Origin of the sequence: Bradyrhizobium sp. CCGB20 (assembly GCF_024199855.1) — a bacterium.
Classification (GTDB): Bacteria; Pseudomonadota; Alphaproteobacteria; order Rhizobiales; family Xanthobacteraceae; genus Bradyrhizobium.
In genome coordinates, this window is record NZ_JANADN010000001.1 from 8745767 (window position 1) to 8758433 (window position 12667).

Genomic DNA, 12667 nt, shown 5'->3' on the forward strand with positions numbered 1-12667 from the left:
TGTCAGGCCGGCTGAAGGACGAAGTGCGCCTCGAGGCTGGTTTCCTTTGCGCTCCGCATCACCGGCCGCAGGAAGACGGTTTTGAATTCACCGCTGTCATAGGCGAGGTGGCCATGCGGCTGGCCGAAGATGGGAATGATCTGCGGCATCTCGAGCCGGAATTTTCCGTCCTTGTCGGTGAGCGTGGCGCCGTGACTCTGCGGCTCGTGCTCCTGACCTTCGGTCGTGTGCGCCCAGATCTGAATGCGCTGCCCGGCAAGTGGAGCCCCGTCGCCGGCGCGGCGCACGGTGCCGCTCATCCAGAAACCGCCCTTGCCGATCCGATCCACGATCGCCGCGCCCTTGCGGTAGTTGTTCGCCCCGCCCGACATCGTCTCGGTCGGCGCGAGGCCTTCCGCGCGGGCCGGCAACAGCAGCCCCGAAACCGCATTTGTCAAAACACCCGTTGCCAGGACGGAGCCGCCGGCAGCAAGGAGGCGGCGGCGATTGAAGACGATCAGGGTCATGTCGGTTCCTCCTGAACAACCGTGCAGTGGCTGCGCCGAGGGTACAACAACAAGCGCAAAACGCCCAGTTGAGACGAAGGCCGTCGTGGCCCGCAATAACAGGGTTGTGAACGGAGTTGCGGTGCAATCATTCCATATGAAGTTCCAACAAAGCCGGCAGGTCGCTCATCCGACGAACGACGTCGTCGCAAATAGCTGCCGACTCCAGCTCGACTCCCGGATCACCTCCAGTGAAGCCCAGGACTCTCATTCCTGCGGCCTTTGCCGCGCGAACTCCGGACAACGAGTCCTCAACAACGACGCAACGTGAGGGGTGCGCGCCCAACGTTTGAGCGGCATGCAGGAACAGGCCGGGATCCGGCTTCCACGAGCCAACCTCGTACGCGCTGAAGATGCGTCCTTCGAAGCGCCCCAGCAGTTTCGTCAATCCAAGCGCATGTGTGAGCTTCGACATGGGCCCGTTGGACGCTACGCAAACAGGAACGGTAATTTCAGCCAACGCGGCATGGATCCCTTCGACGGGCTTCAATTCGGCATCAAAAGCCAGCGCGGTTGCACGTCGAACGTCGGCGATGAAAGTGTCTCGGACGCTGCGGCCTGACCGGCGTTCAATTTCGCGCACGCAATCCGCCATCTTTACCCCTCGGAAAGAGCGTATGGCGTCGTCCACGCTGATTGCCACGCCTTCCTCCGCTGCAATTCGGGCAAAGACGGTCAGCGCGATAACCTCACTATCGACCAGAACCCCGTCCGAATCGAAGATAATGAGCTCGGGACTTGCAAACGTCATCCTTGCGATGCTCCAGGCGCGCAGTTGATCAGAGTGTCCCGCTATATCCGGGACTGTGGGCGGGGGCCATACCGGTCCGGATGACAGCACTGGCGTTTTTGATAGCAGGCACTACGTATCGGCAGGCATGCTCCGCGCCCCTCACCGGTATCCCCAATGATCCCCTTCTCCGTGCTCGACCTCGCGCCCATCCGCCAAGGTGGCGATGCGGCGCAGGCGTTTCGCAATTCGCTCGATCTCGCCCAGCATGCCGAGGCCTGGGGCTTCAAGCGGTTCTGGCTCGCCGAGCATCACAACATGACGGGGATTGCGAGCGCCGCGACGTCAGTGGTGATCGGGCATGTCGCGGGCGGGACCAAAACCATCCGTGTCGGCTCCGGCGGGATTATGCTGCCGAACCATTCGCCGCTGGTCATCGCCGAGCAGTTCGGCACGCTGGCCTCGCTTTATCCGGGCCGCATCGATCTCGGGCTGGGGCGCGCGCCGGGCACCGACCAGTTCACCGCGCGGGCGCTGCGGCGCGACCTCGCCACCAGTTCCGAGAACTTTCCGCATGACGTGCTGGAGTTGCAGGCGCTGCTCGGCGACGTGCAGCCGAACCAGGCGATCCGCGCCGTGCCCGGCATGGGAACGAAGGTGCCGCTGTGGATCCTGGGATCGAGCACCTTCGGCGCGCAGCTTGCGGCGATGCTCGGCCTGCCGTTCGCGTTCGCCTCGCATTTCGCGCCGCAGATGATGATGCCGGCGCTGCGCGAATACCGCGCGCGGTTCGAGCCATCGCCGCAGTTGGAAGAACCCTATGCGATGGTCGGCGTCAACGTGTTCGCCTCGGACAGCGACGCCGAGGCGCGGCGGATGTTCTCCTCGCTGCAGCAGCAGTTCATCAATCTGCGCCGCGGCACCCCCGGCCCGCTGCCGCCGCCGGCCGACGACATGGACGCGCTGTGGTCGCCGGCGGAGAAGGCCGGCGTCGGCCAGTCGCTGTCCTGCTCCGCGGTCGGCTCGCCTGCCGTCGTTGAAGCGAAGCTCAAGGCGCTGATCGCCGAGACCGGCGCGGACGAGCTGATGACCACGGGGCAGATCTACGACCACGCCGCGCGGCTGCGCTCGTTCGAGATCGCGGCCGAGGTGCGGGACAGGCTGGCGGCGCAGCCGGTGACGTAAGAATCGGTTTCCCTGTGGCCCATCCTTCGAGACGCCCGCTTTCGGCGGGCTCCTCAGGATGAGGGCAGAGCGCGCGGCAGCAGTTCAGTAGGCACCGGTGCCGCTTAGCCTCATCCTGAGGAGACCGCAGAGCGGTCGTCTCGAAGGACGAGGCGCGCGCAGAGCTTCAGTCCGGAAACCCGAACAGCTTCGCCGGATTGTGCACGAGGATCTTTTCAAGCTCCGCCTGGTCCGCGACATAGCGGAACATCAGCTCGAGCAGATCGGCGTCGTTCGGCGGCTGCTTGACGGAGACCGGATGCGGCCAGTCGCTGGCCCAGACGCAGCGGTCGATGGCGGCCTCGATATAGGTGCGCGCGATCGGGATCACGTCGTCATAGGGAGGGCCAACCTGCGAGGTCTTCTCGCCGAGCGAGAGCATGACCCAGAAATTACCCTTCTTGAGCAGCTCCAGCATCTTGCGCAAATTCGGATCGTCCTTGCCATTCGCGGGCACCGGCCGCGCCATGTGGTCGATCAGCACGGGCACGTCGAGGTTCTCGTACTTGGCGACGCTGGAGATGATGCCGTCCTTCTCCGGCTGGATTTTCACGTACCAGCCGAGCTCGCGGATGCGTGCGATCGCACGCGCAAAGTCCTGGTCCGACAGCACCGCGCCCAATTCCTGTCGAAAACTGAAGCGCGCGCCGCGCACGCCGGCGTCATGCAGCTTGGAAAGATAAGAGTCGCTCGCCTCCGCGAACACCAGCGCGTTGGCACAGCCGCGATAGTTCGGGCCCATCGCGGCGAGGCCGTCGAGCACGACGGAATGATCCGCGCCGTAGGTCGTGGTCTGCACGATGATGCCGCGCTCGATGCCGAGCGTCTTGTGCACGCGCAGCGCCGCTTCCCAGGTTGCCGTGGGCATCCGATAGGCCGCACCGGGACGCTCCGGATATTTATCGATCGGACCCAGCACGTGAAACTGGCTGTCGACGGTCTTCGGCGGCGGTGCTTTGACCGGGCGGCGCGGATTGGGATCGAACGGCAGATAGGTCGGCATGCGCTATTGCTCCTTCAGTCGATCACGGCGGTGAAGTCGCACTGCACCAGCGCGCCGCCGTCCATGTTGTCCATCGGCAACGCGTGGCGGGCGGGGCGCGAATGCTCGTCCGGAAACATCTTCAGCCACTCGACATTAACAGGGCCGCGCTGCGTGCGATCCTTCAGCCACACCGTCATCTTGATGATGTCGTCGGTGGTGCCGCCCGCCGCCTCAACCGTCGCCTTCATATGCGCGAACATGTTGGCGCATTGCGCGTCGAGGCTCTCGGGCATCGCGCCGGCCGCATCACGGCCGAGGATGACGCCGGACATCACGAGATTGCCGATGCGGCAGGCGTTCGGGATCGGGTTGGCGTGCTTGAAGCCGCCGATATGGATGCTCTTGCGCCGCGTTTGGCCTGTCATGGTGCGCTCCCTTTTATTGTTGGTTCAGACGAACTGGCACGACACCGAGCCGAAGGCGCCGTAGTCGGCGTGAAACGTGTCGCCGCGGCGGATGTCGACCGGACGCGTGAACGATCCCGCCAGCACCACCTCGCCGGCCGCGAGGTGTTCGTCATGCGGCGCGAGGCGGTTGGCGAGCCAGGCGATGCCATTGGCGGGATGATTGAGCACGCCGGCGGCAAGCCCGGTCTCCTCGACCTCGCCGTTGCGGAACAAGAGCGCGCCGATCCAGCGCAGGTCCGCATCCATCGGGCGGAACGGCCGGCCGCCGAGCACCAGCGCCGCATTGGCGGCGTTGTCCGAGATCGTGTCCATGACTTTTCGCGTTTTGCCGGTCTCGGGATCGACGCGATGCATGCGCGTCTCCAGGATTTCGAGCGCGGGCGTGACGTAGTCGGTGGCGTTGAGCACGTCGAAGATGGTGCAGTCGGGACCGCGCAGCGGCGCTTTCAGCACGAAGGCGAGCTCGACCTCGATCCGCGGCGCGTGAAAGCGGTCGAACGGAATGGGCGTGGCGTCGGCATAGAACATGTCGGCGAACAGCACGCCGTAATCGGGCTCGGAGATGCCGACCGCATTCTGCATCGCCTTCGAGGTCAGGCCGATCTTGTGGCCCTTGATGACGCGGCCGCGGCCGAGCTGAAGCCTGGTCCAGGCGCGCTGGACGGCGTAAGCGTCCTCGATGCTGAAATCGGGATATTCCTTCGTGAACATCGGGATCAGCGCCTTGGTGCGCTCGGCCTCATCGAGGCGCGCGGCAAGGCGTTCGATCGTGGCGGCGTCCAGCATGGCTCAACTCTCCGCGGCGACGACGTTGCGCAGCACGCCGATGCCGCTCGACTCGACTTCGACGACATCGCCAACTTTCAGCCAACGCGGCGGATCGAAGCGGACGCCCGCGCCTGTCGGCGTGCCCGTCACGATCATGTCGCCGGGCTTCAGGGTCGCGAAGGTCGAGAGATAGGAGATCAGGAAATCGAACGGGAACATCAGCCGTTCGGTCGTGTCCTGCTGCCGCACCTCGCCGTTGACGCGCGTGACGATGTCGTGCGGCCCGCGCGGATCGAGCTCGTCCGCCGTGACGAGCCACGGCCCGATGCTGCCGGAGCGATCGAAGTTCTTGCCTTGCGTGACGTTGAACTTGCCGTGGCGCAGCCAGTCGCGGATCGTGCCCTCGTTGCACAGCGTCATGCCGAAGATGTGCGCGAAGGCTTTTTCGCGCGGGATGTGACGGCCGCCCTGCCCGATCACGATGACGAGCTCGCCCTCATAGTCGAGCTGCTCGGACACCTTGGGCTTCTCGAGCGGCTGGCCGGAGCCCGTCATCGACGACATGCTGCGCACGAACAGGCTCGGATATTTGGGCAGGTCCGAATTGTCTTTATATTCCGCGTTGCGCTCGGCGTAGTTGACGCCGATGCACCAGAGCTTTTCCGGCGCCAGCACCGGCGGCAGCAGGACGAGATTTTCCAGTTCGTAATCGGGCGTCGCGCCGGCCACCGCTTCCTGCGCGTCGGCGAGCGCATTGGCGGCGATCAGCGCCTTCACGTCGGAGAAGTCGCGGCCAATCCGCTTCGTCAGATCGACCACGCCGCCCGCGACGGCCGCGCCGTAGCGCGGCTCTCCATCCACCAGATAGCTCACGAGTCGCATGGTCGTTCTCCAATGGTCTTCAGGCGCGGCCCAAGGCTGCGCGCTCAGTCTTTCGATTTGGGAGTCTGGAAGACGGTGTTCAGCGTCACGATCTCGCCGAGCCGGGCGTAGCGCGGTCCGCCGATGCGCGCGATCGGGTCGAGCGCCTTGGTCTCGACCTTGCCGTCGTTCACGAGGCCGTCGCGGATGTGGAACATCACGACCTCGCCGACGATGAGCCGGCTGCGCGCCTCGCCGAATTCGAGGCATTGCCGGAAGCGGCACTCCATCGCGACCGGCGCAGCGCCAAGCCGTGGCACCTTGATGCGCTCGCTCGCGAGCGTTTCCAGGCCGAGCTCCGCGACCTCGCTGATTTCAGGGGGATGCTCGACGGAGCTGTCGTGCACCGCTGACATCAGCGGCGTATCGGCGATGTGGATCACATATTCCTCGGTGTCGAGGATGTTGTGCGCGGTGTCCTTGTAGTCGGCTCCCTTGCGGCCGACGCTGATGGCCAGCATCGGCGGCTTCTGCGAGACGAAGGTGAAGGCGCTGAACGGCGCGAGGTTGAGCACGCCGCTGCGCGACAGGCTCGTCACCCACGCGATCGGGCGCGGCACCACGATGCCGGTCATCAGCCGGTAGATGCGCTCCGCGCCAAGCTCGGTGGGGTCGATCCGCATCGATCAGTCAGCCTTGATGTTGGCCTTGCGCACGACCGGAATCCACTTGGCGTCCTCGCGCTCGAGATAGGCCTTGAACTCGTCCGGCGTCATCGGCGTGGCTTCGCCGCCGAGCTTCTCGAACTTGTCGACCACGCCGGGGTCCTTCAGGATTGCGACCAGCGTCTCGTGCAGCTTGTCGACGACAGGCGCCGGCGTGCCTGCGGGCGCGAACAGGCCCGTAAAGGTCTGGCCGTCGAAGTCCTTGTAGCCAAGTTCGGCGAAGGTCGGGACGTCAGGCAGCGACTTCAGGCGATGCGGGCTCGTCACCGCGAGCGCGCGGAACAGGCCGGCCTTGATGTGCTGGAGGCTGACCGTGAGCTGGTCGAACGCGAACTGCACCTGGCCGCCGAGCAGATCGTTGATCGCCGGCGCGTTGCCGCGGTAATGCGCGGTGACCCATTGCAGGTCCAGGTTCGACTGCATCAGCTCGCTGAGGAGGTGGTTGGTGGTGCCGGGACCGGGCGAGGCCATGGTCAGCTTGCCGGGCTCGCGCTTGGCGAGGTCGATGAATTCCTTGAAATTGTTTGCCTGCACCGACGGATGGACCTCGAGCACCAGCGGCGTCATCGAGATCGTCGAAATGGGAAGAAAGTCCTTCTTCCAGCTATAGGCCTCGCGCTTGTTGATTTCGGTCGCGAACAGAACCGGACCGTTGGCGCCGACGAACAGCGTGTAGCCGTCCGGCGCAGACTTCGCGAAGGCTTCGCCCGCGATCATGCCGCCGGCGCCGGCCTTGTTCTCGATGATGAAGGGCTGGCCGAGCTTTTCCTGGAGCTTGTCGGCGATGATGCGGGCGGCGCTGTCGACGTTGCCGCCGGCCGGATAGGGTACGATCAGCTTGACGTTGCGCGCCGGCCATTGCTGGCCCAAGGCGGGTCCCGCCAGCATCGCGGCAGCGGCTGCTATGGCAATCCAGATTAATCTCATGTTAACCTCCCGGCGGCGCTTCCAATTCACTTCGAGTGCCGTTGCCTGTCGTGCATGGCGCCCGATCGCGGCGCAATCTCCAGATGCGCGCTTTACCTGTCGAGCGAATTGTGGCGTTCTTGTCCATATTATGGACAAGACACGCAAGCCCGCCAACAGTTCCGCAGAGCCGCGACAAGGTGCGCAGGCGATCCGGCGCGCGCTGGCCGTGCTGCGCATTCTTGCCGCAGGCCGCGAGGATGGTGTGCCATTGGCCGAGGTCGTGCGGGCAACCGGCCTCACCCGTCCGACCGTGCATCGCATCGTCCACGTGCTGATCGAGGAAGGCATCGTCGAACGGCATGGCAAGACTGGCCGCTACGCGATCGGCAACCAGGTGCCGGAGCTGGCGCTCGCACGGGCGCGGCCCTCGCGGCTGCTGGTCGCCGCAACTCCGTCGCTGCGGCGCGCCTCCGCGGAGATCGGCGACACGCTGTTCCTGACGGTGCGGACCGGCAACGACACGCTGTGCGTCGATCGCAGGATCGGCATCTATCCGATTCAGGTACTGTCGATCGAGGTCGGCGCGCGCCGGCCGCTCGGCGTCTCCAGTGCAGGCGTTGCCATCCTCGCGGCGATGCCGGCGCAGGACGCGCGAAAAATCGTCGCAGCCAACGAGAAGAGATTTGAGTCCTACCGGACCGACGTTGCGACGGTGCTCGGCGAGGTCACCGCGGCGAGACGGCTGGGATACGGCATGAGGGAGATCGGTCTCGTGCAGGGCACGAAATCGATCTCAACCTGGATCAAGACCCCGGACGGCCGCCCCGCCGCGGCGATGACGGTGTCCGCCGTCCGAACGAGGCTCGGCCCGCGCCGCGAGCAGGAAGTCGTGGAGATACTCCTGCGCGAGACAGGGATCATCGAGCAGGCGATCGGCGGCTAGCGCTGCGCGGCATCACGCGACGCTGTCAATGGGCTGACTTGGCGCGCGTTTTTGTGGCACAACGACCGCCTCCGCCGACCGACCAACGAGGCCACGCATGCCCGCGCCGAAACCGCCTGCCTTCGAGACCCTGAGCCTGCATGCGGGCCAGCATCCTGATCCCGCGACCGGCGCCCGCGCGGTGCCGATCTACCAGACCACGTCCTACGTGTTCCAGGATTCCGACCACGCCGCCGCGCTGTTCAATCTCGAACGCGCCGGCCACATCTACACGCGCATCTCCAATCCGACCACCGGCGTGCTGGAGGAGCGGCTCGCGGCGCTGGAGGGCGGCGTCGGCGCGATCTGCACCGCGAGCGGCATGGCCGCGATGCATCTGGCCATCGCGACGTTGCTGAGCGCCGGCGACCACATCGTGGCGTCGAGCTCGCTCTATGGCGGCACCATCAATCTGCTGGCGCACACGCTGCCGCGCTTCGGCATCACCACCAGCTTCGTCAAACCGCGCGATCTCGACGCATTCCGTGCGGCGATCAAGCCGAACACGAAGCTCGTGATCGGCGAGACCATCGGCAATCCCGGGCTCGAGGTGCTCGATATTCCGGAGGTCGCGGCGATCGCGCATCAGGCGAAGATTCCGCTGCTGATCGACAACACCTTTGCCACGCCCTATCTCAGCCGCCCCATCGAGCTCGGCGCCGACATCGTCATGCAGTCGGCGACCAAATGGATCGGCGGCCACGGCATCGCGATCGGCGGCGCCATCGTCGACGGCGGCCGCTTCGACTGGCGCGGCTCCGGCAAGTTCGGCGTGCTGACCGAACCCTATGGCGGCTATCACGGCATCGTCTTCGACGAGCAGTTCGGCACGAGCGCCTTCATCATGCGCGCACGCACCGAGGGCCTGCGCGATTTCGGCGCCTGCCTGTCGCCAACCAACGCCTTCCAGCTCTTGCAGGGCGTCGAGACGCTCGGCGTGCGCATGGACCGGCACATGCAGAACACGCACCTGGTGCTGGAAGCATTGAAGGCCAACAAGGCCGTCGACTGGGTGCTGCATCCCTCGCTGGAGACCCATCCCGACTATCAACTCGCAAAAACGCTGCTGCCGCGCGGCGCGGGCTCGATCGTCTCCTTCGGCATCAAGGGAGGCCGGCCCGCGGGCCGCAAGTTCATCGAAAGCTTGCGCATGATCAGCCATCTCGCCAATGTCGGCGACGCCAAGACGCTGGTGATCCATCCGGCCTCGACCACGCATCAGCAGATGGATGCCGAGCAGCTCAAGGCCGCCGGCATCGGCGAGGAGCTGGTGCGGCTGTCCGTCGGCATCGAGACGGCGTCCGACATCATCGACGATCTCGCCCAAGCGCTACGCATCTCGCAAAAGGTCTGACGCCATGAAGCTTTCCGTCAACGGCACTGATGTGTTTGTCGCGACCGGCGGCTGCGACTTCGACAAGTCCCTGCCCACGGTCGTCTTCCTCCATGGTGCCGGTTTCGATCGTTCGACCTGGGCGCTGCATACGCGCTGGTTCGCCCATCACGGGTTTGGCGTGCTGGCGCCTGATCTCCCCGGCCATGGCCGCTCGGCCGGACCTTCACTGGGAAGCATTGCCGAGATGGCCGACTGGACGGCCGCGCTGCTTGATGCGGCCGGCGTGGCCAAGGCGCATCTGATCGGCCACTCCATGGGATCGCTGATCTCGCTGGAGACCGCGGCGCGTCACCCCGACAAGGTCTCGGCGCTGAGCCTGATCGGCACCGCCGCGACCATGACGGTCGGCCCGGATCTGCTCAAGGCCGCCGAAGCCAACTCGCAGGATGCAAACGATATGGTGTCGATCTGGGGTCTGGGCTTCAACGCCGAGCTCGGCGGCAGCCTCGCACCGGGCCTGTGGATGCATGGCGGCGCGCAGGCGGTGCTTCAGGCTTGCGAGCCGGGCGTGCTGTTCAGGGATCTGTCCGCCTGCAATGCCTACGCGAACGCACTTGCCGCTGCCGCGAGTGTGAAGGTGCCTGCGACCCTCATCCTCGGCGAGCGAGACATGATGACGCCGGTGAAAGCCGGCAAGGCGCTCGCCGCGGCGATCCCGCATGCGAAGACCGTCGTGGTGCCGGGCGCGGGCCACATGATCATGGCCGAGCGTCCGGATGAGTTACTGGCAGCGCTGAAGGGCTGAGTCCTCTCAGGAGCCCGGCGTCCACTTCCAGACGATGTCGGAGACGTTGACCGGCTTCGGAATCAGGCCGAGCTTTGCAAAGCGGTCGGCGACGGCTTGCTGGCCCTTGATCACCTCGGCGTCGAGCGGCACCACGCTGTAAGTCGAGCGATTCACGAAACGTCTGACCGCCTCGATGTCCACACCGGTCGCCTCGGATTGCGCTTTCGCGACCTCCTCGTGATGCGCTTCCGCCCACTTGCCTTCGGATGCAAACGTCGTGTTGAGCTTGGCGACCAGTGACGGATACTTCTCAACGAAATCCGTGTTGGCGATGTAATAGGCGTTCGGCTTGTGCACGTCCTTGTCGAAGGCGAGAACCCGCGCGTTCTCCTTCAATTCGGCGAGCGCCAGATACGGATCCCAGATCGACCAGGCGTCGACCGAACCCTTGACGAAGGCCGCCGTTGCATCAGCAGGCGCGAGCGGCGCCGGCGTGACGTCGGACCACGACAGCCCTGCCTTTTCGAGCGAGACGACCAGGAGATTGTGAGCGCTCGATCCCTTGCCGAAGGCGACGCGCTTGCCCTTGAGATCGGCCAACGTCCTGATCGGCGAGTCCTTCGGCACGATAATCGCCTGATTGTCGCCTTCGGACTTCACCGCCGCGACATAGCGGATCTTGGCCCCGCCCGCCTGGGCGAAGATCGGTGGGGTGTCGCCGACGAAGCCGAAATCGACGCTGCCGACATTGATGGCCTCCAGCAGCGGCGGACCGAACTGGAAGTCGATCCACTTGACCTCGATACCCAGCGGCTTGAAGGCATTCTCGAGCGTTTGACGCTGGCGCACCGCCGGGAAGAAGCCGCCCTTCTGCGTGCCGACGCGGATTTCGGCCGGCTTGTCCTCGGCGCGCGCGGGCGCGCCGACGGCGGTCGCGAGCAGGAGCGTCGTTGCGAGGATGTGTCGTCGAGTGATCATGTCGTGGTGCTCCGGGTCAGTTGGCGAAGAGTTGGGAATTCGCGCGGCGGCCCTTCTCGGACAGCAGGGCGCGTGCTGCGCGCTCGGCCTCGCGCGCCGAGCGGAACTGGCGGCCTTCGAGGCTGTCGAACAGGCGCTCGGAGGAGAAGAAGCGGAAGCCGCGCTCATCCCGCGTGATGATGCCGGCGGCGCGATCGTGGATTTCGATGATGTAGGCGTTCGATTGGGCTTGAGACATGTCTGCTCGCTCGCCGAAGTGCCGGCGTTCCTGTCTTGAGATTTGCTGTGCGGGAGTTGCTAGAAGGCGATCAGCAACAACAACAGGCGCCGGTGGCCGCCGAGAAACAGCGCCGCGTCATGCACGCTTGCATGTCGCCTCTGTTACGCTGGTGATCGGTTCTCATGTCGCGGCATCAAGCTCGAGGAGCGGTTTCGATGCTTCGAATATCGAGCGATTGACGCGATCGGTCAATGAAATGGCTATCCATATTTGGCTTTGGCGCGCTGGGGCGCTTCTCCCGCCGCAAGCGCTGACAGACGGATTCATCTCGCGATGAGTTCAACACGGATACGCGGCCTGCCGTGATACGCTACGGCAGCCACCAAGCGGACAATTCGGGAGTTCCATATATGGCGAATGATCTGAACGGGCGCACGGCGCTTGTGACCGGCGGCTCGCGCGGAATCGGTGCTGCCATCTGTCGCGCGCTGGCCGCATCAGGCGCGGCCGTTGCGATCAACTGCCGCGAGCAGATCGGGCAAGCCGAGCAGCTGGCAGGAGAGATCGTCAAGCAAGGCGGCCGTGCCGTCGTCGTTGCCGCCGACGTCTCGCAGCGCCAAGCCGTGGCCACAATGGTCGAGCGCGTTACGGCTGGACTCGGGCCGATCGACATCCTCGTCAACAATGCCGGCATCGCCATCACGCGCGGCGTCGACGATCTCACCGAGGACGATTTCGACCGGACGATGCTGGTCAATCTGAAGTCCGTCTTCCTGTGCACGCAGGCTGTGCTGCCGGAAATGCGTGCGAAGAGATGGGGCCGCATCGTCAACATCTCCTCGGGTGCCGCGCGCGGCGCCGGCTCGATCGGCCCGCACTACAACGCATCCAAGGCCGGCATGGAGGGCCTCACGCGCGGCTATGCGGCGCGGCTGGTGAAAGAAGGCATCACCGTCAACGCGGTGGCGCCCTCGCTGATCGAGACCGACATGATGAGCGGCCAGCCCCAGCTCGTCAGCCGCATTCCGCTCGGCCGCTTCGGCACGGCGGAGGAAGTGGCCAAAGCGGTGATGCTGCTGGTCGACAATGCCTACATGACCGGGCAGACAGTCGCGCTGAGCGGCGGGATGGCGTTTAACTAGAGCGCCTT

General features: G+C 65.2%; 15 protein-coding genes. 5 read left to right on the forward strand and 10 right to left on the reverse strand.

Features of this window, described 5'->3' with window-relative positions; genetic code table 11:
* Positions 1-2: 2 nt before the first annotated feature.
* Both NLM15_RS41235 and NLM15_RS41240 read right to left on the reverse strand, forming a co-directional pair.
* Complete coding sequence (locus NLM15_RS41235) at positions 3-506, reverse strand: Twin-arginine translocation pathway signal (protein WP_254123715.1); 504 nt, start codon at positions 504-506, stop codon at positions 3-5.
* Between the two features lie 127 nt (positions 507-633).
* Positions 634-1296: an HAD family hydrolase gene (locus NLM15_RS41240; protein ID WP_254123716.1), complete on the reverse strand. Its 663-nt coding sequence runs from the start codon at positions 1294-1296 to the stop codon at positions 634-636.
* Positions 1297-1452: 156 nt separating this feature from the next.
* Here NLM15_RS41240 and NLM15_RS41245 point away from each other — a divergent pair, with 156 nt between their 5' ends.
* The gene (locus NLM15_RS41245) at positions 1453-2460 is read left to right on the forward strand and encodes an LLM class flavin-dependent oxidoreductase (protein WP_254123717.1); all 1008 of its coding nucleotides are present in this window, start codon (positions 1453-1455) and stop codon (positions 2458-2460) included.
* Between the two features lie 166 nt (positions 2461-2626).
* Here the strand turns inward: NLM15_RS41245 and NLM15_RS41250 are convergent, their stop codons facing one another.
* From NLM15_RS41250 to NLM15_RS41275, 6 genes are read right to left on the reverse strand one after another with little or no spacing between them, the layout of a single operon-like run.
* Positions 2627-3502 (reverse strand): amidohydrolase, encoded by an 876-nt coding sequence (locus tag NLM15_RS41250; RefSeq protein WP_254123718.1) that lies wholly within the window; start codon positions 3500-3502, stop codon positions 2627-2629.
* Between the two features lie 14 nt (positions 3503-3516).
* On the reverse strand, positions 3517-3909 hold the full coding sequence (locus NLM15_RS41255; protein WP_254123719.1) for a RidA family protein: 393 nt from the start codon (positions 3907-3909) through the stop codon (positions 3517-3519).
* A 24-nt stretch (positions 3910-3933) separates the two neighbouring features.
* Positions 3934-4737, reverse strand: a complete 804-nt coding sequence (gene hpaH, locus NLM15_RS41260; RefSeq protein WP_254123720.1) for a 2-oxo-hept-4-ene-1,7-dioate hydratase — start codon at positions 4735-4737, stop codon at positions 3934-3936.
* A gap of 3 nt (positions 4738-4740) precedes the next feature.
* Positions 4741-5601 (reverse strand): fumarylacetoacetate hydrolase family protein, encoded by an 861-nt coding sequence (locus NLM15_RS41265; protein ID WP_254123721.1) that lies wholly within the window; start codon positions 5599-5601, stop codon positions 4741-4743.
* A gap of 44 nt (positions 5602-5645) precedes the next feature.
* Positions 5646-6263 (reverse strand): flavin reductase family protein, encoded by a 618-nt coding sequence (locus NLM15_RS41270; RefSeq protein ID WP_254123722.1) that lies wholly within the window; start codon positions 6261-6263, stop codon positions 5646-5648.
* Between the two features lie 3 nt (positions 6264-6266).
* On the reverse strand, positions 6267-7232 hold the full coding sequence (locus NLM15_RS41275) for a tripartite tricarboxylate transporter substrate binding protein (RefSeq protein WP_254123723.1): 966 nt from the start codon (positions 7230-7232) through the stop codon (positions 6267-6269).
* 130 nt (positions 7233-7362) lie between these two features.
* Between NLM15_RS41275 and NLM15_RS41280 the strand changes: the two genes are divergently transcribed.
* From NLM15_RS41280 to NLM15_RS41290, 3 genes are all read left to right on the forward strand, one after another.
* Positions 7363-8157 (forward strand): IclR family transcriptional regulator, encoded by a 795-nt coding sequence (locus NLM15_RS41280; RefSeq protein WP_254123724.1) that lies wholly within the window; start codon positions 7363-7365, stop codon positions 8155-8157.
* A gap of 97 nt (positions 8158-8254) precedes the next feature.
* Positions 8255-9550, forward strand: a complete 1296-nt coding sequence (locus NLM15_RS41285) for an O-acetylhomoserine aminocarboxypropyltransferase (protein ID WP_254123725.1) — start codon at positions 8255-8257, stop codon at positions 9548-9550.
* A 4-nt stretch (positions 9551-9554) separates the two neighbouring features.
* Positions 9555-10337, forward strand: coding sequence for an alpha/beta fold hydrolase (locus NLM15_RS41290; protein ID WP_254123726.1), 783 nt, complete (start codon positions 9555-9557; stop codon positions 10335-10337).
* Between the two features lie 6 nt (positions 10338-10343).
* Here the strand turns inward: NLM15_RS41290 and NLM15_RS41295 are convergent, their stop codons facing one another.
* Together NLM15_RS41295 and NLM15_RS41300 are read right to left on the reverse strand one after the other, a co-directional pair.
* The gene (locus tag NLM15_RS41295; protein WP_254123727.1) at positions 10344-11297 is read right to left on the reverse strand and encodes an aliphatic sulfonate ABC transporter substrate-binding protein; all 954 of its coding nucleotides are present in this window, start codon (positions 11295-11297) and stop codon (positions 10344-10346) included.
* A 16-nt stretch (positions 11298-11313) separates the two neighbouring features.
* Positions 11314-11535 (reverse strand): hypothetical protein, encoded by a 222-nt coding sequence (locus NLM15_RS41300; protein ID WP_254123728.1) that lies wholly within the window; start codon positions 11533-11535, stop codon positions 11314-11316.
* A 392-nt stretch (positions 11536-11927) separates the two neighbouring features.
* Here NLM15_RS41300 and NLM15_RS41305 point away from each other — a divergent pair, with 392 nt between their 5' ends.
* Positions 11928-12659 carry an SDR family NAD(P)-dependent oxidoreductase gene (locus NLM15_RS41305; RefSeq protein ID WP_254123729.1) on the forward strand — a complete coding sequence of 244 codons (732 nt, stop codon included), beginning with the start codon at positions 11928-11930 and terminating at the stop codon, positions 12657-12659.
* Positions 12660-12667: the final 8 nt, after the last annotated feature.

What these genes read in the sequence shown, in the direction of transcription:
- NLM15_RS41235 (WP_254123715.1), bottom strand. Translation starts at nt 506, where the DNA reads ATGACCCTGATCGTCTTCAATCGCCGCCGCCTCCTTGCTGCCGGCGGC.
- NLM15_RS41240 (WP_254123716.1), bottom strand. Translation starts at nt 1,296, where the DNA reads ATGACGTTTGCAAGTCCCGAGCTCATTATCTTCGATTCGGACGGGGTT.
- NLM15_RS41245 (WP_254123717.1), top strand. Translation starts at nt 1,453, where the DNA reads ATGATCCCCTTCTCCGTGCTCGACCTCGCGCCCATCCGCCAAGGTGGC.
- NLM15_RS41250 (WP_254123718.1), bottom strand. Translation starts at nt 3,502, where the DNA reads ATGCCGACCTATCTGCCGTTCGATCCCAATCCGCGCCGCCCGGTCAAA.
- NLM15_RS41255 (WP_254123719.1), bottom strand. Translation starts at nt 3,909, where the DNA reads ATGACAGGCCAAACGCGGCGCAAGAGCATCCATATCGGCGGCTTCAAG.
- hpaH (WP_254123720.1), bottom strand. Translation starts at nt 4,737, where the DNA reads ATGCTGGACGCCGCCACGATCGAACGCCTTGCCGCGCGCCTCGATGAG.
- NLM15_RS41265 (WP_254123721.1), bottom strand. Translation starts at nt 5,601, where the DNA reads ATGCGACTCGTGAGCTATCTGGTGGATGGAGAGCCGCGCTACGGCGCG.
- NLM15_RS41270 (WP_254123722.1), bottom strand. Translation starts at nt 6,263, where the DNA reads ATGCGGATCGACCCCACCGAGCTTGGCGCGGAGCGCATCTACCGGCTG.
- NLM15_RS41275 (WP_254123723.1), bottom strand. Translation starts at nt 7,232, where the DNA reads ATGAGATTAATCTGGATTGCCATAGCAGCCGCTGCCGCGATGCTGGCG.
- NLM15_RS41280 (WP_254123724.1), top strand. Translation starts at nt 7,363, where the DNA reads ATGGACAAGACACGCAAGCCCGCCAACAGTTCCGCAGAGCCGCGACAA.
- NLM15_RS41285 (WP_254123725.1), top strand. Translation starts at nt 8,255, where the DNA reads ATGCCCGCGCCGAAACCGCCTGCCTTCGAGACCCTGAGCCTGCATGCG.
- NLM15_RS41290 (WP_254123726.1), top strand. Translation starts at nt 9,555, where the DNA reads ATGAAGCTTTCCGTCAACGGCACTGATGTGTTTGTCGCGACCGGCGGC.
- NLM15_RS41295 (WP_254123727.1), bottom strand. Translation starts at nt 11,297, where the DNA reads ATGATCACTCGACGACACATCCTCGCAACGACGCTCCTGCTCGCGACC.
- NLM15_RS41300 (WP_254123728.1), bottom strand. Translation starts at nt 11,535, where the DNA reads ATGTCTCAAGCCCAATCGAACGCCTACATCATCGAAATCCACGATCGC.
- NLM15_RS41305 (WP_254123729.1), top strand. Translation starts at nt 11,928, where the DNA reads ATGGCGAATGATCTGAACGGGCGCACGGCGCTTGTGACCGGCGGCTCG.